Below are 23,333 nucleotides of genomic sequence, written 5' to 3'. Positions count from 1 at the left end.
ATGAAACAGTGCACGGGCATCACGCCCGATCTTAGCAACGCATGTAGCAGTAAGCCGACAGCGAGTCACGGTATAGGAGCGGTATTCGGCGGGATTGTGGGCAACGTTGAAACTCGTTTGTACTTTCACTGAGTTTTAAGGGATTGCAGAACACATATGGAACAGATAGTGTTCGTTCTGTATTTGTTTCCCGAATCTCCGCCTCGAATCGTCAAGGGTCTCTTCATGCTCACGCGCAAACAGCAGGAACTGCTTCTATTCATTCATGAGAGAATGAAAGAGTCCGGCGTGCCACCATCTTTCGATGAAATGAAGGATGCACTCGAGCTTGCCTCCAAGTCAGGCATCCATCGGTTGATCACAGCCTTGGAGGAGCGCGGTTTCATTCGCCGGCTACCAAATAGAGCCCGTGCGCTTGAGGTTATCAAGCTTCCCGAATCATATTCACCCCCAGAAAAGCCACAGCGCGGCTTCACGCCAAGCGTTATTGAAGGCAGTCTGGGCAAAGCTGCAGCGGTCGAACAACGGCCTCAGCCATCATCTTCCAACAGCAGAAACTCCGAATCAGTCAGCGTACCGGTCATGGGACGCATTGCAGCGGGCGTGCCAATCTCCGCCATCCAGAACAACACTCATGATGTGGTCGTGCCGATGGATATGCTGGGTGCAGGCGAGCATTACGCGCTTGAGGTTAAAGGCGATTCGATGATCGAAGCCGGTATATTTGACGGCGATACCGTCATTATCAAGGATACCAGCACCGCAAATCCCGGAGATATCATCGTGGCTCTGGTGGACGAAGAGGAGGCAACGCTCAAGCGCTTCCGTCGCAACGGCGCCTCTATCGCACTGGAAGCTGCGAACCCTGCTTATGAAACCCGCATATTTGGACCGGATAGAGTCAAGATTCAGGGAAAGCTGGTTGGTCTGATCAGGCGTTATCACTGATCAGCTTGGAAAGCTCTGCACGCGCGTTTCATACGGAGTCTTAATTCTGTTGCGCTCGCGGGGCCTCAAGTCACCACGCAGCGACAACAAGGATGAAACTTATTAGCCGGGTATCCATTCCACTGTGATTGTGTGCTTTGTAGCGGATTTCCGTTATAGCGGCAGAGATTTTGCATGGGAATTGGCTGCTGCGTTTAGAATGCCGTTTGTGACCCACATTGATCGCCAAGCTGGTTACGGCCATCAAATAATTTGAATGATGCCATCGCTGTGCATGGCTTTATGCAAGAAATTCTCTGGGTTATTGATAGTCTTCTTCTTTTTGATCGCTGCCTTTCAGGAGCGCTGCTCATGTATCAACTTTTCATCGCCAACAAGAATTACTCGTCTTGGTCACTGCGAATCTGGGTGCTGATGCGCACGCTCGGAATTGAATTTTCTGAGCGATTCATGCGTTTCGATGACAAGGACCATGCATTTTCGGAGTTTTCACCGACATCGAAAGTTCCATGTCTTGTGGATGGCGATCTGACCGTATGGGAATCGCTCGCCATCACCGAATATCTTGCGGAAAAGCATGATGGCGTTTGGGCAGCGGATGCCAAGGCCCGGGCCTGGTCTCGCTCTGCCGCTGCGGAAATGCATGCGGGCTTTTCCACGTTGCGCAACAACCATCCGATGAGCGTTGGTCTTAGAATACGGCCATCTTCCATATCCGAAGCATTGCGGAGAGATATTTCCCGGATCGACGCCTTGTGGCAGCAAGGGCTGGCAGCCCATGGCGGTCCATTCCTGGCCGGGGCCGAATTCACGGCTGTGGATGCGTTTTTCTGCCCGGTTGCGTTTCGGTTCCAGACATATGGAACTGTGCTGTCTGCCGCGTCTAAGAACTATATGGATCACCTCCTATCCCTTCCGGCAATGCGAGAATGGGAACAGGCAGCCCTTCTGGAACCGTGGCGCGATGATGCGCATGAGGCCGAGGCGCGGAATGTGGGGGAATGGCTAGCGGATTTGCGCGCTGTCACGTCGTGACGTGCAGCGGCACGTTCAGAGGTGCGATGGCTATGGGCGGACTGCGAGCAGGTGTTCGATATGGGCCGGAATTACTGTGTTGAAGCTTTTGTCGCGCCAGTCGTAATGACGGTGCACCGTCCATGGCCGATCATCGCTCAGCATGGCAGCTCTTGCTGTCAGGACGGGCTTTGTTGCATCGCCCAGCCATAGCTCCATAGAACCGGTGCGACGCAAGGTTTCCTCAGTGACGAGAATGGCGCCGGAACGGCAGGTGCTGAAGGGAACGCTGCGTGTCGTGACGACAATATTGGCGATATCGCAGGCCAATCCCGCGAATGCACTGTCGAGCACCACCGCAACACTGACGCCGCTTTTGGATTTCGATATGCACCAGCTGTTTTTTCGGCAGGTGAATCCATCTGTTTTGAGAATAACCCGCTGCATTTCCTGCCGTTCTCTCGCTTTGTCTTGGTCCGTCAGCGTTTTGCGGCGTCCGGTTTGCGCGTCATCCCCAGCCTCGTCATCACCATCTGGTGACTTTTCTGCGTCAAGCATGTCAGCTGGAATGTGGCGCTCCGGCAGGGGCAGCGCCCTCGCCCACTGGTCATAGATGAAGCCCGATGCCCGCTGCTTTGTGGTTGCCACGGCATCGTCAGTCAAAAGAGCAACGAGCGACCCATCCTCATAAATCAAAAGGTCCGGTTTGCTGCTCCATTGCTCCGCGCTCAGCAGCACATAGCCCGCCGCAACGAAGGGTAGTCCGATCAATGCAAGCCGGGTGCGTAAAAGGGCGAGCAGTAGAAAACCTGTCGTCGACACAGCGAGGAACCAGCTGTTCTGCCGTCCAATCGTCACATCCCCGCCCCAGCCTGACACCGTTGTCGCGATGTCGATGACCATTGCCATGCCATACCCCATCACCTTGATGAATGGTCCATCGAGCCCGAACGGCATGAGCAGCATGCCCATCAGCGCAAACGGCATGACGATGAGTGACATGATGGGCATCGCCGCCAGATTTGCGGCAAGCCCATAGGTTGTGATGCGGTGAAAATGTTCGATGGTATAGATCGCGGTTGAAAGACCGCCAATGAGGGATGTCACGACTACACCACCAATGATGGTTGCGCATTTAGAAGCGGCGCTGAGCCACCACGGCGGATGCGCGATAACAGGGCGCTCGCGTTCTCCTCTCCACCGGCTCCAGGCCGCGAAGCCCGACACAAGAGCAAGCGTCGCAGCAAATGACATCTGGAAGCTCGGCCCCATCACCTCGTTGGGAGACAAGACAATGATGACGATGGCGGAAAGCGCAACATTTCGAACGCTGATCGATGGCCTGTCCACCAGAACCGCAACCAGCATGATCGACATCATCAGCCAGGCTCGCTCCGCAGAGACGGCAAAGCCTGATATCAGATAGTAGCAGAATGTCATGAGAAGTGCCGCAAAGGCGGAGATTTTCTTCACGGGCCATCGTTGCGAGAAGCCGGGAAAGAAGCTGAATACGGTTCGCATGCCAACAAAGAAAATACCGGCCGCGAGCGCCATGTTCAGCCCGGAAATCGCGACGATATGCGCGAGGCCCGAGATGCGCAAAGCCTCCATTGTTTCGTCTGATATGGCGCGTCTCTCATCGGTGACAATCGATGCAGCAAAGGCTCCGGCATCACCGCCGATCAGGTCGCGAATGCGGTTGGCTATGTTGCTTCTCAGCGCATAAAGCCGCCGATCCGCCGCCCCTGCCCACGTGCCGCCTTTCGCCTCGCCGGCCGGATCCGTCCACACTCGCGGCGCGCCATAAAAGAATCCGGTTGCACCAATGCCACCGAAATAGGAGCCAAAGGCGAAATCGTTCAGCCCCGGTAGAGCTGGACCGGAAGGCGGTGACAGGCGTGCCTTGCCGGTAATCGACGCACCGATCGCTACCGCTTCATGACGGCTGCGAGCAACCAGCGAAACCTTTTGCGGCGCGCGGGCAAGCTGCGGGGCTGATGTCTGCTTCAGCGCAACGACATATCGCCAGTTCCCCCTTGCATCCAGCTCGCGGCGTTCCACAGTTCCGGCAATCTCGGTCGTTACCGGGGTATCGAGAATGATCGTGCCCGCCCGCCGTGACTGCCCATCGGCCAAAACCATGCCCAGCACCACAAGCGCCCCAGCCTTCAAAGCCATGGAGATGGGTCCCTGCCTATAAGACAGGGCGCAAACGATGGTGATGGCACATGCGGCAAGCGAAAACAGAAGCCATTGCGGCGGTGTGGTCGGCAGGCTGAACCAGAGGGCGGCTCCTGCCGCGACCAACACGGGTATGAAGAGGAACTCGTGGCGGTGGTTTGCCTCTTCAGCAATACATCTATTCAACACGCGCCTGAGGCGCGCCATCGCCCCTAGACGTAAGTCCGATTGCTCATCTTTTCGAAGCGCGCTACCACTCGAGGTATGCAGGGGCGACAGCAAGTCATCGAGTTCTCCATGCGGAACGAACCTCGCCTGGGTCTCGCTAAAGTAATATTTTTCGTTCTGCGTATTCAAAGCCCGGCTCCCCCTGCCGTAGCCTTTCAGTTTGCAACTCTCAAAGTATTATTGCAACCATTTGCTGAGTTAAGGAAGCATTGACCTAGAATGAAACACTCTGCCTCGGAATCGCACCATTTTGGGATATTGGCGTGTCGCAATGCACAATTTGCCAGTTGGATAGCTTGGCATCATGGCTAGGATCATATAGCTAATCGGTAACGCTTAACAGGCTGGTGCGTCATCCCGCATCGCCCGCATATATCGGAGGTATGGTATGACGGAATCAAGCGCTAAAGTGACCCTCGGCGATAGCACGGTCGATCTCCCTGTCCGGGAAGGCACGATCGGACCCAAGGTCGTAGATATCGGAACGCTTTACAAAAACACCGGCACCTTCACATACGATCCCGGCTTTACGTCGACTGCCTCTTGCGAATCCAAGATCACTTATATCGATGGTGACGAAGGCGTGCTGCTTCACCGCGGCTACCCCATTGAGCAACTGGCTGAACAGGGTGACTTCCTCGAAACCTGCTATCTGCTGCTTTACGGCGAATTGCCGACTACCGCACAGAAGAAGGACTTCGATACCCGGGTTACGCGCCACACCATGGTGCATGAGCAGATGAGCCGCTTCTTCACCGGTTACCGCCGCGACGCCCACCCGATGGCTGTCATGTGCGGCACGGTCGGCGCTCTCTCGGCCTTCTATCACGACTCCACTGACATCACAGATCCGCACCAGCGCATGGTCGCGTCGCTGCGCATGATCGCGAAGATGCCGACAATTGCGGCAATGGCCTATAAGTACCACATTGGCCAGCCCTTCGTTTACCCGAAGAACGATCTGGATTATGCGTCTAACTTCCTCAACATGTGCTTTGCCGTTCCATGCGAAGACTACAAGGTTGATCCAGTTCTGGCCCGCGCCATGGACCGAATCTTCATCCTGCATGCCGACCATGAGCAGAACGCGTCGACCTCGACTGTTCGTCTTGCTGGCTCGTCTGGTGCAAACCCGTTCGCGTGTATCGCTGCCGGTATCGCTTGCCTCTGGGGCCCCGCCCATGGCGGCGCGAATGAAGCTGCGCTCAACATGCTCAACGAAATCGGTTCAGTTGATCGCATTCCCGAGTTCATTGCCCGCGCCAAGGACAAGAACGATCCGTTCCGCCTGATGGGTTTTGGCCACCGCGTTTACAAGAACTACGATCCGCGCGCCAAGATTATGCAAAAGACGATGTACGAAGTGCTGGAAGCCACCGGCAACTCGGATGATCCGATCATGCAGGTTGCGCTCGAACTGGAAAAGATCGCTCTGTCCGATCCTTACTTCGTCGAGAAGAAGCTGTATCCGAACGTCGATTTCTACTCCGGCATCACGCTGAAGGCGCTCGGCTTCCCCACAACCATGTTCACTGTTCTCTTCGCGCTCGCCCGCACCGTCGGCTGGATCGCACAGTGGAACGAAATGATCGAAGACCCACAGCAGCGCATCGGTCGCCCTCGCCAGCTCTACACCGGCGAAGCAAAGCGCGATTACCTGCCAGTTTCCAAGCGCTAAGCGCGGAAGCAAAGAATTCAAAGAAAAGCCGGGTCAACGCCCGGCTTTTTTATTTGTCTGGACGGGTGTTGAAAACGACGCTTATCAATGGGCCGTCACACCCAGAAATTGCTTCAACTCCGCTGTCTTAGGCGCTGAGAACACCTCTTCCGGCGGGCCAATTTCGTGGACTTTTCCCTCGTGCATGAAGACAACGCGAGAGCAGACATCGCGGGCGAACTTCATTTCGTGCGTGACCATCACCAGCGTCATGCCTTCCGCCGCCAGCTCCCGCACCACGGCCAGAACCTCAGCGACCAGTTCCGGGTCAAGGGCCGATGTAATCTCGTCGCAGAGCAGCGCTGTGGGTTGCATCGCGAGTGCGCGGGCAATGGCGACTCGTTGCTGTTGGCCACCAGAGAGTTCATCGGGATAGGCATCGAACTTGTGGGCAAGGCCCACTCGCTCCAGCATCTTGCGCGCCAAGGCTTCCGCCTCAGGCCTCGGCGTTTTCTTCACAACAGTTTGAGAAAGCATGACGTTTTCCCCAACATTGAGATGAGGGAAAAGGTTGAACTGCTGAAAGATCATGCCGACTTTCAACCGCAACGCTTTCAGATGAAGCTCATCGTCGATGAACTGGGCACCTGCAACTGAAATTGCACCAGACGAGATGGTCTCGAGACCATTGATGCAGCGCAACAACGTTGATTTGCCGGATCCACTCTTGCCAATGATGGCGATCACCTCGCCGGGCTCGATATCGAGGTTGATGCCTTTCAGCACCTCGTTGCTGCCAAAGCTCTTGCGGACTTCAGTGATTTCGATGAGCGACATTAAGCTTCCTTTCGAGAATCTGGCTGCTCTTCGACAATGGCCAGCACAGCGCGAAATAGATGAGGGCAACGAGGCCATAAACGGTGAAGGGCTGGAAAGTGGCGTTGGTGACAATGGTACCGGCCTTGGAGAGCTCCACGAAGCCGATGATCGACGTTACCGCTGTTCCCTTGATGACCTGAACGGCGAAGCCCACGGTCGGCGGAATGGCTACCCGCAGGGCCTGCGGCAGGATGACGTAGCGCATCTGCTGGAAGCGCCCCATGCCAAGGCTTGCGGATGCTTCCCACTGGCCTTTGGCAACGGCTTCAACGCAGCCGCGCCATATCTCTGTCAAAAAGGCTGCGGCCCAGAGAATGATCGTTATTCCCGCAGCCAGCCAGGCAGGAACATCGATGCCAACCAGCCCGAGCCCGAAAAAGGCAATGAACAGCTGCATCAGAAGAGGCGTGCCCTGAAACAGCTCGACATAATATTTGGAGAAGAGACGAAGCGATTTTTTCTTGGAAATGCGCATGAACAGCAAGACGAGGCCAACCATCGCCCCGCCAATGAACGAAACCAGAGACAGCAGCACCGTCCAGCGTGCGGCCAGAAGCAGGTTTCTCAATATGTCCCAAGTGGAAAACTCAATCATCTGACGCTCCTTCGGGGGAATATAAAGCCGCCCAGCACCAGCAGGATCTGTCGCAGCAAAATCGCAAGCCCGAGATAGATGACCGTCGAGACCATATAGGCTTCAAAAGCGCGGAATGTGCGCGACTGGATGAAGTTGGCCGCAAAGGTCAGGTCCTCGGCCGCAATCTGCGACACGACGGAGGAACCTAGCATGACGATGACCACCTGAGACGACAGAGCGGGCCAGATGCGCTGCAGCGATGGCACCAGCACAACATGACGGAACGTTTCAAAGCGCGTCATGGCAAGGCTTGCACCGGCCTCGAACTGGCCCTTCGGCGTTGCCTGAATGCCGGCGCGGATGATTTCGCAACTATAGGCACCCAGATTGATGACCATGGCAATATTGGCGGCGGTCAGTTCCGTCATCTGCAAGCCGAGGGATGGCAGACCGAAAAAAATGAAAAAGAGCTGGATCAGAAACGGCGTGTTGCGGATCAATTCCACATAAAGCGCAACGGGCGGGCGCAGCCAGCGTGGCCCGAGCGCACGGACCCAGGCGCAGATGATACCAAGAGTGATTCCCAGAATGCCACCAATCGCAATCAACTGAAGAGTGATGAACACTCCCTTCACGATTGCAGGGTAATATTCGAGAAGCCACCCAAACTCGAAGGTGTAATTCACGTTCGGTCCTTTCGAGATAAGACGGAAAACGCGCCCCGAAAACCCGGGACGCGCATTCTCTTTGGTCTTAAAGATCCTTCGGCAGATCCGTCTTCAGCCACTTCTGTGCAATGGCATTCAGGCTGCCATCAGCTTTCGCGGCAGCGATGATGGCATCGACCTTTTCACGCAAAGCGGGCTGGTCCTTGTTAAGACCGATGTAGCAAGGCGAGTTCTTAATCAGGAATTTCAGCTCCGGGCGCTTTGGCGGGTTCTTTTCGAGAATCGCGGCCGCAACGACGTTGCCGGTGGCAACGGTTTCGACCTGGCCTGACAGGAATGCCGAGATCGTGCCGTTATTGTCCTCATAGCGCTTGATGGTAGCATCGGCTGGCGCGATTTTCGTCAGTTCCAGATCTTCCACCGCACCGCGTGTGACGCCAATCGTCTTTCCTGCGAGATCTTCTGCCTTTTCGATTTTGACGGCGTCAGGCGCGAACACACCATTAAAGAACGGCGCATAGGCCACGGAGAAATCAATCACCTTCTCACGCTCTGCATTCTTGCCGAGGCTCGAAATGACGAGATCGACCTTGTTGGTCTGGAGATATGGCACGCGGTTTGCGCTGGTTACGGGCACTAGCTCGGTCTTCACACCCAGCTTTTCGGCAATCAGATTGGCCACATCAATGTCATAGCCACGCGGGGCCATATCAACGCCAACGCTGCCAAATGGAGGAAAGTCTTGCGGAACGGCAACGCGGATCGCACCGCGAGATGAAATGTCGCTCAAGGCATCTGCAAAGACGGGTGCTGCGAAGCTGGAGGTGGCTGCAATGGCAATAGTGGCGAGAAATATGCGTCTGCTGAACATTTCAAATTCTCCTATGAGTTGGCAATATGAAGGGGTGGTAGGGATAGTGAACTGCGAAGGTCCCGGAGCGGGTCTCGCTGGCGCGTGAGATCCAGCCCGGTCTCGACCTCATCCAGATGCGTGACGGCAAGCTCTGCTGCGCGCACGAAATCGCCCGCATCCATCGCCTCAAAAATGCGGCAGTGCCCTTCATGGGATTGGGCAGCATGGAAATCGGACTGATAAAGCATCGAAATGAGGATTGTGCGTGCGGTCAGGTCCCGCAGAAGATCGATAATGATGTCGTTTCCGACAATCTCTGCAATGCGGATATGGAAATCGCCCATCAGGCATGTGAGCCGCTGGCGATCGGCCACGGCGAGCGCTTCCCGCTCTTCATCCAGATGATCAAGAAGTATCTGGCGTCCGGCGGGAGAAAGGCTTGTCATGGTGCGCAGCAGGCCAAACTCGATAACGCGCCGCGCCTGATACACCATTACCGCCTGTTCGGCTGATGGTTCCACCACGAACCAGCCGCGACGGGGGCTGACCTCAACGACACCGCGCGTAACGAGCCGCATCATGACTTCACGAATCTTGGTACGGGAAACGCCATATATTTCCGCAAGCTGCGATTCGCCCAGCCGGGTGCCGGGGCATATGCGTGCAGACAGGATGCCGGAAAATATGGCCTGTTCTATCGCACTCTGATCTGTCTCGGCTGTATGTCTGTCTTGCATACAAGATGAGAAAGCAAGGTGCGTGCCATTCTGGTGTAGCTTTGAAAAACGGCCTTCGCGATGGAACTTAAATGTGCTCCGATGACCAATGATGATTTTTTAGACAGCGAAATTTTTCATCACGGTCAAATATTGGGCGGATCAAGCCGTGATCGCAGCACCGGACTTTTGGCGGTAAACTGAAAGCAATATCTCTGCCCCCACCTCACCCGGCGGACGCTCTGTCTGCAGACGCTCACGAACCAGCGCAAAACCTTCCAACATCGCTTGCCTTTGCAGCGTATCGGTGGAAAGGCGCTCAGCCCAGCGCAACATGGAGCCTGCGCGCACAACCTCGTTGATATATTCCGGAACCACCGCATAATCGGCAATCAGGTTTGGCAATGCGCCAGTCCAGGTTTTTATACGCCTGCTCAACATGGTGAAGATCCAGTCCGTTTTGTAAACGGAAACAACCGGCACATTGGCAAGCGCAAGCTCCAGAATGACCGTGCCGGATGCAGCAATCGCCGCATCGGCCTGAGCAAAAGCCTTCCACTTGAATGCTGAGTCCACTCCAATCTCAGGGCGGATATGATCTGGCCAAGATGCGGCAAGTTCACGTATCCGCGCTTCCTGTCTCGAAACCGTAGGAAGCACGAATCGTGTCGGCCCGTTGCGCTCCACAAATGCAGCCGCAGCCGCTTGAAACGGCTCCATCAGCCGCGTGATTTCCGTTGAGCGTGAGCCGGGCAGCAAAAGAATGGTTCTCGGCTCCCCATCCTTTGGTAGCGCCCGTTCAGCGCGCTGCTCACGAACAGACAACAGGTCAGTATCAACACTCAAGCGGTGGCCGACGAAGCTCGTGGGCGGGCCGCCCAAACGCCGCATGGTTCCTGGTTCGAATGGCAGCAGCGCCAGAACGTGGTCGACATAGCCAAGCATTGCCGGCGCACGCTTTTCCTTCCAGGCCCAAACGCTGGGGCACACGTAATTGACTACAGGCAGGTTCGGCATGGCTTTGCGCACACGACGCGCCACACGGTGCGTAAAGTCCGGGCTATCAATAATCAGCAGCACATCTGGTTTGGCTGCAATTATCGCGTTTGCCGTTTCTTTTATTCGCGCAATCAGCTGCGGCAGTTTTTTCAGAACCTGCGTGAAGCCCATGATCGACAGTTCGGAATAATCGAATAGCGATGATAGTCCTTCGCTGGTCAGGCCATCGCCACCAACGCCAATCAGCTCAACCTTGCCCGGATATTGCACCTTCAAGGCGCGAACCAGATCAGCGCCCAAGAGATCGCCAGAGACTTCACCGGCAATGACAGCCAGTTTCAGAACCGTGTCACTCACATCATTTCTCCCGCAAGGCCTGTATCGATACCACAAACGAACAGCCCGGCTTCATCGGCGGCCTGCAACATGGCTTCGCGATCCAGCACGAATGCCCTGCCCGCCTCCACCGCAATGCCGGCAAGCCCCGCCTTAGCGGCATTGTGCACGGTCGATGGGCCGATGGTGGGCAGGTCGGCCCTGATATCCTGCTGCGGCTTACACAGCTTGACCAGCACACCTTTTCGACGGCTGGAAATGCGGCCTTCGGCACGCAATGTAGCGACCCTTGCCAACATGCCATCGGTGCCTTCGACGCCCTCAAGCGCAACCAGACGGCCGCCGACGCAGACCGCACCCTGCCCCACATCGAGCGCGCCGAGCGCGAGTGCCGCCTTCGCCGCTTTGGCAATATCCCGCCGGTCTTCATCGCTTGGCTCGATTTTTCCCAAAGAGCCCGTTGTGGCAAGTAGACCCGGTGCGACGTCATGTGCGCCGATGACACGCGCACCCTGCGCCTCAATCAGCCCGATCACCATTTGCAGCACCGTATCATCTCCGCCCGACAGAAGCGTGCGGATGATGGACGGCATCTTTGCAATCATTTTGAAATTGGGGCGAATTTCCCGCCATTCAGGCCGGTGAGATACCGCGCCAGACAGCACAACGCGATCAATGCCATGGCTCGCCATGAGCCTTCCGAGGCTCGACACATCACCCACGCTGATGCATGCGTTTTCAAACGCCGACCAATCCAGATCGGCCTGGTTTTGCAAGCGGATGATGAAGGGCGTCTCGCCTGCGTCGAGTGCTGCTTGCGCCACATAAAATGGCAGAAAGCCGCTGCCTGCTATGATCGCCAGACGCCCCGCATCCTGTGGCACGCGCTATTTTCCCCGGTTGGGCGACGAAATGGCCCGCTCATTGGCAGCCGCGATGAAATCGATGACTTCCAGCGCCTGCGGGCAATCCAGATACTCTTCACGAATGGCGGCAGCATTGGCGCGCACATTGCCTTCGCTTTCGAAGATCTGCTTGTAGGCGCGGCGAACCTTGTGAATTTCCGCGCGCTCGATACCTGCACGGGTCATCCCGACAATGTTCAAACCACCCAGAATACCTGGATTTCCATTCAGCATGCCATAAGGAATGACGTCATAGCTGACGGCAGAAAGGCCACCAACGAAGGCCTGACGGCCAACGCGCGTAAACTGGTGCACGGCAGAGCCGCCACCCAGAATGGCGCGGTCCTCAATCGTCACATGGCCAGCCAGCATGACGTTATTGGACAGAATGATGTTGTCGCCCAAACGGCAGTCATGGGCCACATGCGCATAGGCCAAGAACAGGTTGTTGTTACCGACAACCGTCGTTCCGCCATGCTCTACCGTGCCGGTGTTCATTGTAACACCTTCACGGATAGTGCAGTTTTCACCGATGACGAGCGTTGTATCAACCGCGCTGTGATGGGCACTCTGCGAATCGCCGCCGATCACGGCAGATGGCCAGATCTTTGTGCCTTTGCCCACAGTCGTGCAGCCCAGCACAACAACGTGGCCGAGCAGTTGCACGTCATCATGCAATGTCACCTTAGGTCCAACGTGGCAAAACGGACCAACGACGACGTTTTCACCGATCACAGCTCCATCTTCTATGAATGAAGACGGATGAACCCTGGCCGAAGCCGCGATCTTGCTCATTGCTGACCCTCGGGGATCATCATCGCGCCGATATCCGCCTCAGCCACCAGCACACCATCGACCTTGGCGTCGCAATGGAATTTCCAGACATTACCGCGCTGACGCTGCTTCACAACGTAAATCTCCAGACGATCGCCCGGCACGACAGGCTTGCGGAAGCGTGCATTGTCGATCGTCATGAAGTAAACGAGATGGCCGCCATCACCCTGCCTGCGGGCACAGATGGCCCCGGCCGTCTGCGCCATGGCTTCAACAATCAGCACGCCAGGCATGATGGGACGATCTGGAAAATGGCCGGTGAAATGCGGCTCATTGACCGTAACATTCTTGATGCCGGTCGCGGAGCTATCACCATCGATATCGATGATCTTGTCGATCAGCAAAAAGGGATAACGATGTGGCAGCAGCTTCATCACTTCAAGGATGTCAGCCGCGCCAAGCACCGTCTTCGTCTCTTCAGACATTCTTCTCTCCTGTCTTCTTGTCTCGCTCCTCGGCGCGCGCCAGCAGTTCTGCCATGTCGCGTAGGAAATGTTTCAGAGGCCGCGCTGGTACGCCGCCATATTTTGCTCCAGCTGGCACATCGGCAACGACGCCGCTCATCGCGGCAATCTGCGCGCCATCGCCAATCGAAATGTGTCCGTTGATGCCGCTGGCACCACCGATCATCACGCCATCGCCAATCCGCGTGCTGCCGGCAATACCGACTTTGCTGACGATACCGCAATGGCGGCCAATGCGAACGTTGTGGCCTATCTGGACCTGATTGTCGATTTTCGTGCCTTCACCAATAATGGTGTCATCCATCGTGCCGCGATCGACCGTGGTGTTTGCACCAATTTCGACGTGGTCCTGAATGATAACACGGCCGATCTGCACGATCTTCAGCATGCCACGCGGACCAGGGGCGTAACCAAAGCCATCCTGCCCAATGCGCGCACCATTGTGGATGATGACGCCATTGCCAACCAGCGACGAGAGAATGCTCGCGCCACCGGCAATCGTGCAATCGCGTCCGATCTGCACTTCTTCACCAATGATGGCGCCGGGTCCGATTCGTGTGCCGGAGCCTATATTCGCGTTGGAACCGATGACGGCATAGGCCTCGACAATCACACCGCCTTCAAGTTTGGCAGAGGGATGAATATGCGCGAGAGGCGAAATTTCTTCGTCCTGCGCACAAACAGCCGATGGCTTCATGGCTGAGGGATGCAGCAAGGCGCCAGCCTGCGCAAATACCGTATGGGGATGCTTGGTAATCAGAGCCGGAATATGGGCTGGCACGAGATACTGCAGCGCAGGATCACAGATGATCGCTGCCGCGTCACAGGTCTCGATATCCTCACGGTTCTTCCGAGACAGGATGTAGCACAACTGATCAGACTTGGCCCTGTAAACGGGTGCGATGGAACGCACCATACGATCAGTTGCCGTTTCATCAGACAGTTCCGCCCCAAGACGGTCAGCGATATCTTTCAATCGCATGCCTTCGTGGGGCGGAAAAAAAGCATTATATTCCATCAACCGAATACTCCAGAACGTTCAAACTTGCAGTTCTGGACTGCCGATATCAGAAAGTGTTGGACATGCCAAACCTGAAGTTCTGCACTTCGTCGTAGTCTTCCTTCATGAACGGTACTGCGTAGTCTACACGCAGAGGACCGAATGGCGAAGCCCACATGACGCCGATACCAGCGGATGCACGGATAGAGCTGTCGTCTTGCACAGTCTCACCACCGGAAACGTTGACCTTGTTACCGTACAGAGTACCAGCATCCACGAAGCCAGCAACACGAAGACCGAAGTCTTCAGGAATGCCAGGCATAGGCGCAGTCACTTCAGCAGAAGCTGCGAAATATGTCGTGCCCCCGATGGAGTCGCCGTTGATACGAGGACCGATACCATCATTCTCGAAGCCACGGATCACACGTCCGCCGATCTTGAACTGGTCGAATACGAGGAGATTGTCACCTGTCGGTGCAACATAACCAGCCTGACCTGTGATCGAGCCGATGATGTCATACTCATCAGAGAGCGTGTGGTGGTAGCGAGCCTTAGCATAGATCTTGTAGTATTCGGAGTCGCCACCAAGTCCGGCAAATTCGTTTGTCAACGCACCCTGCCAGCCATCGCGAGGCATGTTGCGGTCATCGAGAGAATTGTAAGCCAGCGTGTTGGAGATGATGGACTGCGTCCAGTCACCACCGGCGATCAAATCACGGTAAGGCGAAGCAAGATTACCGGGAGTATCCCAGTCACCTTGGCCATCATAATTGATCTGCTTGTAGGTGTACTTGAACGTCGTCGCCAGATTTTCTGTGATCGGCGCAGTTACGCGAAGCGCGAAGCCCTGCTCGTCATAGTCATAATAATCTTCACTCGAGCTCTGGCTCTTGAAGAGGTCGAAACCTGCAGCAAGGCGGTAGCCCAGGAAGTATGGCTCTGTGAAGGACAGGTTGTAGCTACGCGCATCATCCTGACCGGCACCCGCAGCGATACGAATGTACTGACCGCGACCGAGGAAGTTCTTCTCTTCGATAGAGGCTTCGAGAAGCGCGCCATCGTTCTGCGAGTAACCAGCACCGATACCGAAGGAACCGGTTGCCTGATCTTCAACATCCACAACGATGACGACGCGGTCGGGCGCGCTGCCCTGCGAGGTGCCGATGTTAACCTTGGAGAAGTAGCCCAGAGCTTCAAGACGACGCTTGGCAGCAGAGATGATCGTCTGGTTGAACGCATCGCCTTCGCTGATGTCGAATTCGCGGCGGATCACGTAGTCACGTGTACGTGTGTTGCCACGGATTTCGATACGCTCGACATAAGCGCGCTCACCCTGATCAACAATGTAGGTCACGCCAATGGTGTTGCCTGCCATATCACGGTCGCCACGCGGAGTGACGCGAGCGAATGGATAGCCTTCAGCGGAAACGCGCTTGGAAATAGCTTCCATGCTCTGCTGAACTTCCTTGGCGCTGTAACCGGAACCAGCCTTGGTTTCGACCAGACCCTGCAACTGCGAGCCATCAACACCAGGAACTGTGGATTCAACAGCCACATTACCGAATGCGTAACGCTGACCTTCATCCACATTGATGGTGATGGTGTATTCGTTGGTGGCTTCGTCCAGCACGGCGTCCGAAGACGTCACGCGGAAGTCGGCATAGCCACGGTTGTAATAGAACTGGCGCAGCGCTTCTTCATCAGCGCGCAGCTTGTCCTCATTGTAGACATCCTTACGCGTCAAGAACGACAGCATGTTGGATTTCTTGGTGTTCAGAACGGCAGCAAGGCGACCATCGCTGTAGGCATTGTTACCAACGAAATCGATGCGGGCAATCTTTGTGCGCTCACCTTCGTTGATGACGAAAGCGAGGTTCACGCGGCCTTGGCCGACGTTCACGACCTGCGTCGTAACCTGAATATCGCTACGGCCAATCGCAGCATATGCATCCTTGATACGAGCGATATCGGCCGTTACCAGCGTCTGGTCGTATGGGCCGAGAGACTGGGTCTGAACGATGCCCTGAAGCTTGTCGTCCTTGATCTTCCGGTTGCCGTTGAACACGACCTGGTTGACGAGATTGTTTTCACTCACCGTAACAACGAGAGTCTTGCCAGAAACGCTCATGCTGACGTTGGAGAAGTATCCCGTCGCATAAAGGCGCTTGACCGATTCATCGATGTCAGCGTTGGAAAAGTTTTGACCGGGAGCGATCGTGATGTTGGAGCGCACAGCGTCTGCACCGGCGCGTTCAGCACCGCGAACATCAACCTTGCTGATGACAGCCGCATTGGCAACACCAGCGGAGACAACAACTCCGAGAGCCGCAACCGAAGAAACACCAGCAGACAGCGCAACCGCCGACACCGCGTTCAAAAATCTTGAACCAGCCTTCATTTTCAATTCTTACCTTTTCCCGTTGTCCCTCAGCGGGCGGAACCCGACTCCGGCCATCTGTCGTCGTTTTTACCTGCTTTTCCTCTACAAGCAAGCCCGACCGTTAATTTCTGTTTACTTCGCGTGCGACCGTGGCTCAATCGCCACTTTCGCATGAAAACAAGGTAAACGACCCCTTAAAATACAGCCTCAAAAGCGCGATTTAGCCAATCAAGCTGCTGATATCATTCCATGTAGCAAATACCATCAGACTGAAGATCATCGCAAGACCAATCCTGAATGCGACCTCTTGCGCGCCGGAACCGAGCGGCTTTCCCCGCACGGCCTCGATGGCGTAAAACACGAGATGCCCCCCGTCCAGAACCGGCACAGGCATGAGGTTCAAAAGGCCGATCGACACCGAAAGCAGCGCTGCAAGCTGGATGACAGCTGCAAAGCCAAGCGATGCCATCTGGCCCGAAGCCTGAGCGACCCGCACAGGTCCTCCGAGTTGGTCTGCATTCATGCGCCCCGTCACCAGATTGCCGATATAGGCAAAGGTTCCGGTCACGACATGGCCCGTCTCACGCACACCTTCAACCAGCGCCTCCCCTGGGGAAAAGCTGATATGCCTGAAGTTTCCGCGGGTCTGATCGGTCACGATACCGATGATCCCCAATTCCATTTTGTTACCGAACTGGTCTGTCGTCTCGGTCCGCGTAGGGACCATGCCTAAGTCCAGCTGCTGCCCATTGCGCTCCACCGTTACCGTGATCGGCGTGGCTGGCCGGACGGCAACGTAGCGACGAACGTCTTCGAAAGTCCTGACATTTTCGCCGTCGATTGCAACCAGCCTGTCACCCGGTAGAACACCTGCAACTTGCGCCGCGCTGTTTTCCCGCACTTCAGATACGATCGGATCTGAAATCATCCGCCCGTAAATTGCAAAAAGTGCCGCAAAAATAAGGATCGCCAGAAGAAAATTCGCGATTGGCCCTGCAGCAACGGTCGCCGCTCTTTTCCACAGCTTTGCGCCGCCAAGTGTCTGTGAACGCTCTTCCAGCGTCAAACCTGCGAGAGAATCCTTGTCTGGCTTGCTGGCGACGTCTTCGTCACCGAAGAACTTGACGTAGCCACCCAAGGGCACTGCCGAGATCTTCCAGCGGGTACCGCGACTATCGGTGAAGCCGATCAGCTCAGGTCCAAAACCGATGGAAAAAGCTGTGGATCGTATGCCGCACCAGCGCCCAACCAGATAATGTCCCATTTCATGAACAAAAACGAGCAGGGAAAGGACGAGAATGAACGGCACCATGTACCCGGTCAAAAAACCAACCGTCGCCGTCACCATTTCCATATGTGTCTAGCCTTTCGCTAATGCCGCTCTACGCTTGTCAGAATCCCGGAAGAATTCCGCTGCCCGAACCTGGCACATCACCTGTTATCGCCGCATGAACGACAGCAATGAGGAATACGGTAAAACAGGCGAAAACAAGACCGTCAACCCGGTCCAGAAACCCGCCATGTCCGGGAATGAGATTGCTGGAATCCTTGACCTTGAAACGTCGTTTGATGAAGGATTCGAAGAGATCGCCGATCTGGCTGAAAACGGATAGTAACAGCGCAAGGCCAATGATGCCCATGCCGATGCGACCGTGATCAATATAGGCCACTGCCGAGCCCGCAGCGACGCCAGAGACCGTGCCGCCTATGGCTCCCGACCACGTCTTTCCCGGCGATATGGCCGGTGCAAGCTTTGGACCACCGATGGCACGGCCAACAAAGTAGGCCAGGATATCTGTAGCCCAGACGATGGCGAAGACGAAGACCATGGCTGCAAAGCCCGTCAGCTCGTCACCGCGAATTGCCGCCAGGGAAATGCCACTGAGACCGGCATAGACGATGCCGCCCACCAGCCACCAGTTGCGACCGCGCAAGACCGGAAAGAGCGCTGCGGTGAGCGCGAAACCTGACAGAAGGGGCAGATCGAGCGAAGACTCGCCGAAAATCGTATTGCCAGCCATGACCGCTACCGAAAACCAGCCCCAGGCATAACCCGTCGGATTGGTATCGGACAGCTTGGTGATGGTGCTCCACTCGAAATAGAGCAACAGCGCCAGAACCCCGGCGACAAGGCGGAACATCATTCCGCCGTACCAGGTGGCTGTGAGTATGACGGCGGCGAGCACGATGCCAGAGATAAGCCTTAGCCTCAGTTCCCGGCTCATTAGGCACCCGCCAGAGCGACTTGGCTCGAAAGGCCGCCAAACCTGCGATCACGCGTCATATACTGGTCAATGGCTGAGACAAACGTCTTGCGGTCAAAGTCCGGCCAGTACTCAGGAATGAAGAGAAATTCAGCGTAAGCCGCCTGCCACAACATGAAGTTGGATAGCCGCTCTTCGCCGCTGGTGCGGATGATGAGATCGGGGTCCGGCATTCCGGCGGTGTCGAGGCGCGAAGAGATCGCGTCAGCATCGACGTCAGACGGGCTCAACACGCCTGCAGCCACATCTGCTGCCAGCGAAGCAGCCGCGCGGGCTATTTCATCGCGCGAACCGTAATTGAAGGCGATGACCAGCGTCAGTGCGGTGTTGGCGGCCGTCATCTGCTCGGCTTCGATCAACAGGCTGCGGATGTCATCCTTCAAACTCTGCCGGTCTCCAATGATACGAACCCGCACATTTTCCTTGTGCAAATCGGCAAGGTCTCGGCGAATGAAGGCTTTGAGAAGCCCTAAGAGATCGCTCACCTCGGATTCTGGCCTGCGCCAGTTTTCCGAGGAGAATGCGAAAAGCGTCAGATATTTCAGGCCGCATTCGCCCGCGGCCCGCACCGTTTCGCGCACAGCTTCGACGCCACGTCTATGGCCCATGATGCGCGGAAGCCCACGCTGCTTGGCCCAACGCCCATTGCCATCCATGATGATGGCAACATGCTCGGGTAGTGAGGAACGGCTAGTGTCCGACATCTCGATCCAGTTTAAGCAGCGTGGCGTTGACAGGGAAATATGCTGTTGGTCTGCGACCAACTATACCTGCATGATTTCTCTTTCTTTCTCAGCAAGCAAGCGATCAATATCCGAAATTGTGTCATCCGTCATCTTCTGAACCTTGTCAGACTTTGCACGGCTTTCATCCTGGCCGATGTCGCCATCCTTTTCAGCCTTTTTCAGGCCGTCCATACCATCGCGCCGGACGTGCCGAATGGCAACCTTGGCCTTCTCCGCGTAGTCATGCGCGACCTTCACGAGAGACTTGCGGCGCTCTTCGTTCAGCTCTGGAAGAGGAATACGGAGGTTCTGGCCATCAACGATCGGGTTCAGACCAAGATTGGATTCGCGGATGGCACGATCAACCGCACCAACCATCGATTTGTCCCAGATGTTCACACCCAGCATGCGCGCTTCTGGAACCGTGATGTTTGCGACCTGCGAAAGCGGCACACGGGAGCCGTAGGCATCAACCGTGACCGGATCGAGAATGTTGGCAGAAGCGCGGCCGGTTCTCAGCGATGCAATGTCGCTCTTGAATGCATTGATGGCACCGTCCATGCGGCGCTTGATATCGTTGAGGTCAACATCACTCATTTTCATACTCCATCAGTTCTTGGCGCTCGCGGCCTTATGTGTAGCGTGGAATCAGCGCCGGGTGTTACTTGTCGTGTACGATGGTCTTGCGACCGCCACCCGTCAATATTTGCGCAAAACCACCCTTTTCGTGGATCGAGAAGACGATGATCGGGATGTGGTTTTCCCGCGCCAGTGCAACGGCTGCTACGTCCATGACGGCCAGTCCCTTGGCGAGAACTTCCGAATGCGTCAACTCCTCGAAGCGCGTGGCCGTCGGATCCTTCTTCGGGTCGGCAGAATAGATGCCGTCAACCTGAGTGCCCTTGAAGATCGCTTCAGCACCCATTTCGGCGGCGCGCAAGGCCGCAGCCGAATCCGTGGTGAAGAACGGGTTGCCGGTGCCACCGGCGAAAATCACGACGCGACCTTGCGCCATGTGCGAAAGCGTCGCGCGCTGAGAGAAGCTCTCGCAGATTTCCGGCATGGCGATGGCAGAAAGCACCACGGTGTCGATATCGAGCTTGCGCAGTGATGTCGCGAGCGCCAGGGCGTTGATGATGGTTGCGAGCATACCCATATGGTCGCCCGTCACCCGGTCTCCACCCTTGGATGCCACGGCAACACCGCGGAAGATATTACCACCGCCAACGACAACACCCACCTCGACACCCATGGCTCTCGCCTCGGCAATATCAGATGCGATGCGGTCCGCGACAGCAACGTCGATGCCGAAACCCTGATCGCCCATGAGGGCTTCGCCCGACGCCTTGAGAAGAACACGTTTATAAAGCGGCTTGGAAGACATCATGACTCCTTAAGGCATGGAATGCGTGAACTCGCAGCAATGGCCGGCGAAACATCGCAACATGCGAAACTTGAAAAACCACAGCGCACGACGAATCTGGATGATTGCTAGCCGCTGCAGGATATAACCGCAACGCCGATACACGAAGGGCACCGCGTTGTCACGCGATGCCCCATAGTTTTCCCGTATTTGGGTAAATAGATCAGCCCTTGGCGACAGCAGCAACTTCAGCTGCGAAGTCGCTTTCTTCCTTTTCGACGCCATCGCCCAGCAACAGGCGAGCCATGCCGACAACTTCGATCTTCGCGCCAGCTTCCTTTTCAGCTTCTTTGACGGCGTCACCAACGGTGATGTCAGGGTTGATGACGAATGCCTGCGACAGAAGAGCGACTTCTTCGAAGAACTTGCGCATGCGGCCGTCAACCATCTTTTCGATGATGGCTTCTGGCTTGCCGGATTCGCGAGCCTGCTCGATGAAGACATTGCGTTCACGCTCGGCAACAGCCGCGTCAACTTCTTCCGAACGGATAGCAAGCGGGTTGGTCGCAGCAATGTGCATTGCGATCTGGCGGCCGATGGATGTCAGAACGGCCTTGTCGCCTTCAGACTTCAGCGCAACGAGAACGCCCAGCTTGCCGATGCCGTCGCCAGCTGCATTGTGAACGTAGGTCGCAACAACGCCATGCTCAACTTCGAGCATTGCCGAGCGGCGCAGCGTCATGTTCTCACCGATGGTCGCAATTGCGTCCTTGATGGTGTCTGCAACAGACTTGCCGGTTGCTGGGTAGGTTGCTGCAGCAACGGCGTCAACGGAACCGTTTGTTGTCAGAGCAACGGATGCAATGCCGCGAACGATGTCCTGGAACGCATCGTTGCGCGCAACGAAGTCGGTTTCGGAGTTGATTTCAACGACAACAGCCTTGTGGCCGGCAGATGCGATACCAACGAGACCTTCAGCAGCCGTACGGCCAGACTTCTTGTCAGCCTTGGCGATACCCTTGGCGCGCAGCCAGTCGATTGCGGCTTCCATGTCGCCACCGGTCTCGGACAGCGCCTTTTTGCAATCCATCATGCCTGCGCCAGACTTCTCGCGCAGTTCCTTTACCATTGCGGCTGTGATTTCGCTCATTGTGTGCCTCTTGTCGGTTCGTCGGTCACGGCACGAATGCGGCCAGACCTCAATCGGATTTTGGGAACGAATGTACCCGGAACTGTGACAGCCTGATGAAGAGGCCATCACGAAACGTCAAAATTCACGCCCTGCCAAGCAAACGGCGTGATGGAAACGAACAAGGCCGCCGAACTTTTCTAGTCCAGAACGGCCTTGTCTCGTCTCATGGAGAAGGCGGCAAATCAGCGCCGCCTGTAGCCTTATCAGGCAGTCGTATCAGCAGCAGGAGCAGCTTCGTCTTCGAGCGCTGGCTCGATTGGTGCTTCTTCCATCGCGCCGAGGTCACGACCGGAAGAACCCTGCTGACGTGCGATACCGTCGATAGCTGCACGGGCAATCAGATCGCAATAGAGCGAGATAGCGCGCGAAGCATCGTCGTTGCCGGGAATCGGGAAGTCGATCTGGTCTGGATCGCAGTTGCTGTCGATGATCGCAACGACTGGAATGCCCAGACGCTTTGCTTCTTCGATGGCGATCTTTTCCTTGTTGGTGTCAACAATGAACATCAGATCAGGAACGCCGCCCATATCGCGGATACCGCCGAGAGCCTTTTCAAGCTTTTCGCGTTCGCGCTCAAGGTTCAGGCGCTCTTTCTTGGAGTAGCCAGATGCGTCGGAGTTGAGGATTTCGTCGACCTTGCGCAGACGTGCGATCGAGTTCGAAATCGTCTTCCAGTTGGTCATCATGCCGCCGAGCCAACGCGAGTTGACGTAGTACTGGGCAGAACGCTTTGCACTGTCGGCGATGATTTCAGAAGCCTGACGCTTCGTGCCAACGAACAGAACGCGACCGCCACGGGCAACCGTGTCAGACACGACCTGAAGGGCGCGCGACAGCAAAGGAACTGTCTGTGCAAGGTCGATGATGTGGATGTTGCTGCGGTCGCCGAAGATGTACGGCTTCATCTTTGGGTTCCAGCGATGTGTCTGGTGACCAAAGTGAACGCCAGCTTCCAGAAGCTGACGCATAGAGAAATCGGGCAATGCCATGCCTAGTTATCCTTTTCCGGTTTAACCCCCGCGAAGCAAACAGCGCCAGCAAACTGGCACCACCGGGCGGAATGATCCGGATTTCTCCCGGAACATCCCAAGCTTCGCGTGTGGAATGGTGTGCCGCATACAGACTGTTTCAACGAAACGCAAGTCAATAT

22 protein-coding genes are annotated in these 23,333 nt (G+C 56.0%); 3 read left to right on the top strand and 19 right to left on the bottom strand.

Translation table 11 applies throughout. The features are described from left to right. The first annotated feature begins 225 nt into the window (after positions 1-225). Entirely contained in the window at positions 226-948 is a 723-nt protein-coding gene (lexA, locus tag ACQZ51_RS10310) for a transcriptional repressor LexA (RefSeq protein WP_042619740.1), read from the top strand. 351 nt (positions 949-1,299) lie between these two features. Next, entirely contained in the window at positions 1,300-1,983 is a 684-nt protein-coding gene (locus ACQZ51_RS10305; RefSeq protein WP_448776941.1) for a glutathione S-transferase family protein, read from the top strand. A gap of 30 nt (positions 1,984-2,013) precedes the next feature. Here ACQZ51_RS10305 and ACQZ51_RS10300 read toward each other — a convergent pair whose 3' ends face one another. Then, a complete protein-coding gene (locus ACQZ51_RS10300) occupies positions 2,014-4,332 on the bottom strand; it encodes a ComEC/Rec2 family competence protein (protein ID WP_448776939.1) in 2,319 nt (772 codons plus the stop codon). Positions 4,333-4,759: 427 nt separating this feature from the next. Here ACQZ51_RS10300 and gltA point away from each other — a divergent pair, with 427 nt between their 5' ends. Beyond that, positions 4,760-6,049 (top strand): citrate synthase, encoded by a 1,290-nt coding sequence (gene gltA, locus ACQZ51_RS10295; protein WP_192066749.1) that lies wholly within the window; start codon positions 4,760-4,762, stop codon positions 6,047-6,049. An 84-nt stretch (positions 6,050-6,133) separates the two neighbouring features. On the opposite strand, the gene ACQZ51_RS10290 is transcribed toward gltA, so the two are convergent. The 18 genes from ACQZ51_RS10290 to rpsB form a co-directional block, all read right to left on the bottom strand. Then, entirely contained in the window at positions 6,134-6,865 is a 732-nt protein-coding gene (locus ACQZ51_RS10290) for an amino acid ABC transporter ATP-binding protein (protein WP_042619416.1), read from the bottom strand. Then, positions 6,843-7,502 carry an amino acid ABC transporter permease gene (locus tag ACQZ51_RS10285; RefSeq protein ID WP_448776938.1) on the bottom strand — a complete coding sequence of 220 codons (660 nt, stop codon included), beginning with the start codon at positions 7,500-7,502 and terminating at the stop codon, positions 6,843-6,845. Before ACQZ51_RS10285 ends, ACQZ51_RS10290 begins: the two co-directional genes overlap by 23 nt. Next, entirely contained in the window at positions 7,499-8,170 is a 672-nt protein-coding gene (locus ACQZ51_RS10280) for an amino acid ABC transporter permease (RefSeq protein WP_448776936.1), read from the bottom strand. Before ACQZ51_RS10280 ends, ACQZ51_RS10285 begins: the two co-directional genes overlap by 4 nt. A 67-nt stretch (positions 8,171-8,237) precedes the next feature. Further along, positions 8,238-9,023, bottom strand: a complete 786-nt coding sequence (locus ACQZ51_RS10275; protein WP_448776934.1) for a transporter substrate-binding domain-containing protein — start codon at positions 9,021-9,023, stop codon at positions 8,238-8,240. A gap of 11 nt (positions 9,024-9,034) precedes the next feature. Continuing rightward, positions 9,035-9,742, bottom strand: a complete 708-nt coding sequence (locus ACQZ51_RS10270; protein WP_448776932.1) for a GntR family transcriptional regulator — start codon at positions 9,740-9,742, stop codon at positions 9,035-9,037. 141 nt (positions 9,743-9,883) lie between these two features. Continuing rightward, complete coding sequence (gene lpxB, locus ACQZ51_RS10265; RefSeq protein WP_448776930.1) at positions 9,884-11,077, bottom strand: lipid-A-disaccharide synthase; 1,194 nt, start codon at positions 11,075-11,077, stop codon at positions 9,884-9,886. Beyond that, positions 11,074-11,940: an LpxI family protein gene (locus ACQZ51_RS10260; RefSeq protein ID WP_448776928.1), complete on the bottom strand. Its 867-nt coding sequence runs from the start codon at positions 11,938-11,940 to the stop codon at positions 11,074-11,076. Before ACQZ51_RS10260 ends, lpxB begins: the two co-directional genes overlap by 4 nt. A 3-nt stretch (positions 11,941-11,943) precedes the next feature. Further along, positions 11,944-12,756: an acyl-ACP--UDP-N-acetylglucosamine O-acyltransferase gene (gene lpxA, locus ACQZ51_RS10255; protein ID WP_448776926.1), complete on the bottom strand. Its 813-nt coding sequence runs from the start codon at positions 12,754-12,756 to the stop codon at positions 11,944-11,946. Beyond that, a complete protein-coding gene (gene fabZ, locus ACQZ51_RS10250) occupies positions 12,753-13,220 on the bottom strand; it encodes a 3-hydroxyacyl-ACP dehydratase FabZ (RefSeq protein ID WP_042619410.1) in 468 nt (155 codons plus the stop codon). The genes lpxA and fabZ overlap by 4 nt, the downstream gene beginning before the upstream one ends. Further along, positions 13,213-14,277 (bottom strand): UDP-3-O-(3-hydroxymyristoyl)glucosamine N-acyltransferase, encoded by a 1,065-nt coding sequence (gene lpxD, locus ACQZ51_RS10245; RefSeq protein WP_448776924.1) that lies wholly within the window; start codon positions 14,275-14,277, stop codon positions 13,213-13,215. Before lpxD ends, fabZ begins: the two co-directional genes overlap by 8 nt. Before the next feature lie 49 nt (positions 14,278-14,326). Continuing rightward, complete coding sequence (gene bamA / locus ACQZ51_RS10240) at positions 14,327-16,657, bottom strand: outer membrane protein assembly factor BamA (RefSeq protein ID WP_448776922.1); 2,331 nt, start codon at positions 16,655-16,657, stop codon at positions 14,327-14,329. Positions 16,658-16,859: 202 nt separating this feature from the next. Then, on the bottom strand, positions 16,860-17,993 hold the full coding sequence (gene rseP, locus ACQZ51_RS10235) for an RIP metalloprotease RseP (RefSeq protein WP_448776920.1): 1,134 nt from the start codon (positions 17,991-17,993) through the stop codon (positions 16,860-16,862). 37 nt (positions 17,994-18,030) lie between these two features. Further along, positions 18,031-18,864, bottom strand: coding sequence for a phosphatidate cytidylyltransferase (locus tag ACQZ51_RS10230; protein ID WP_192066768.1), 834 nt, complete (start codon positions 18,862-18,864; stop codon positions 18,031-18,033). Next, positions 18,864-19,607 carry an isoprenyl transferase gene (locus ACQZ51_RS10225; protein WP_448776918.1) on the bottom strand — a complete coding sequence of 248 codons (744 nt, stop codon included), beginning with the start codon at positions 19,605-19,607 and terminating at the stop codon, positions 18,864-18,866. Before ACQZ51_RS10225 ends, ACQZ51_RS10230 begins: the two co-directional genes overlap by 1 nt. A gap of 60 nt (positions 19,608-19,667) precedes the next feature. Continuing rightward, positions 19,668-20,225, bottom strand: a complete 558-nt coding sequence (gene frr / locus ACQZ51_RS10220; protein WP_042619405.1) for a ribosome recycling factor — start codon at positions 20,223-20,225, stop codon at positions 19,668-19,670. A gap of 64 nt (positions 20,226-20,289) precedes the next feature. Further along, the gene (pyrH, locus tag ACQZ51_RS10215; RefSeq protein WP_042619736.1) at positions 20,290-21,012 is read right to left on the bottom strand and encodes a UMP kinase; all 723 of its coding nucleotides are present in this window, start codon (positions 21,010-21,012) and stop codon (positions 20,290-20,292) included. 202 nt (positions 21,013-21,214) lie between these two features. After that, on the bottom strand, positions 21,215-22,141 hold the full coding sequence (tsf, locus tag ACQZ51_RS10210) for a translation elongation factor Ts (protein ID WP_042619404.1): 927 nt from the start codon (positions 22,139-22,141) through the stop codon (positions 21,215-21,217). Positions 22,142-22,386: 245 nt separating this feature from the next. Further along, positions 22,387-23,172, bottom strand: coding sequence for a 30S ribosomal protein S2 (gene rpsB, locus ACQZ51_RS10205; RefSeq protein ID WP_448776916.1), 786 nt, complete (start codon positions 23,170-23,172; stop codon positions 22,387-22,389). Between the last annotated feature and the right edge of the window lie 161 nt (positions 23,173-23,333).

It is taken from the genome of Agrobacterium sp. CG674, assembly GCF_053521645.1.
The sequence above is the reverse complement of the archived record's forward strand: the minus strand, read 5'-3'. Positions and strand labels throughout refer to the sequence as shown.

Bases quoted from the DNA above. Each gene is read 5' to 3' on its own strand.
- bamA (WP_448776922.1), bottom strand. From the start codon at position 16,657: ATGAAGGCTGGTTCAAGATTTTTGAACGCGGTGTCGGCGGTTGCGCTG.
- ACQZ51_RS10285 (WP_448776938.1), bottom strand. From the start codon at position 7,502: ATGATTGAGTTTTCCACTTGGGACATATTGAGAAACCTGCTTCTGGCC.
- ACQZ51_RS10270 (WP_448776932.1), bottom strand. From the start codon at position 9,742: ATGCAAGACAGACATACAGCCGAGACAGATCAGAGTGCGATAGAACAG.
- lpxA (WP_448776926.1), bottom strand. From the start codon at position 12,756: ATGAGCAAGATCGCGGCTTCGGCCAGGGTTCATCCGTCTTCATTCATA.
- ACQZ51_RS10230 (WP_192066768.1), bottom strand. From the start codon at position 18,864: ATGAGCCGGGAACTGAGGCTAAGGCTTATCTCTGGCATCGTGCTCGCC.
- fabZ (WP_042619410.1), bottom strand. From the start codon at position 13,220: ATGTCTGAAGAGACGAAGACGGTGCTTGGCGCGGCTGACATCCTTGAA.
- lpxD (WP_448776924.1), bottom strand. From the start codon at position 14,277: ATGGAATATAATGCTTTTTTTCCGCCCCACGAAGGCATGCGATTGAAA.
- lexA (WP_042619740.1), top strand. From the start codon at position 226: ATGCTCACGCGCAAACAGCAGGAACTGCTTCTATTCATTCATGAGAGA.
- ACQZ51_RS10290 (WP_042619416.1), bottom strand. From the start codon at position 6,865: ATGTCGCTCATCGAAATCACTGAAGTCCGCAAGAGCTTTGGCAGCAAC.
- ACQZ51_RS10305 (WP_448776941.1), top strand. From the start codon at position 1,300: ATGTATCAACTTTTCATCGCCAACAAGAATTACTCGTCTTGGTCACTG.
- tsf (WP_042619404.1), bottom strand. From the start codon at position 22,141: ATGAGCGAAATCACAGCCGCAATGGTAAAGGAACTGCGCGAGAAGTCT.
- ACQZ51_RS10225 (WP_448776918.1), bottom strand. From the start codon at position 19,607: ATGTCGGACACTAGCCGTTCCTCACTACCCGAGCATGTTGCCATCATC.
- pyrH (WP_042619736.1), bottom strand. From the start codon at position 21,012: ATGTCTTCCAAGCCGCTTTATAAACGTGTTCTTCTCAAGGCGTCGGGC.
- rseP (WP_448776920.1), bottom strand. From the start codon at position 17,993: ATGGAAATGGTGACGGCGACGGTTGGTTTTTTGACCGGGTACATGGTG.
- rpsB (WP_448776916.1), bottom strand. From the start codon at position 23,172: ATGGCATTGCCCGATTTCTCTATGCGTCAGCTTCTGGAAGCTGGCGTT.
- gltA (WP_192066749.1), top strand. From the start codon at position 4,760: ATGACGGAATCAAGCGCTAAAGTGACCCTCGGCGATAGCACGGTCGAT.
- frr (WP_042619405.1), bottom strand. From the start codon at position 20,225: ATGAGTGATGTTGACCTCAACGATATCAAGCGCCGCATGGACGGTGCC.
- ACQZ51_RS10275 (WP_448776934.1), bottom strand. From the start codon at position 9,023: ATGTTCAGCAGACGCATATTTCTCGCCACTATTGCCATTGCAGCCACC.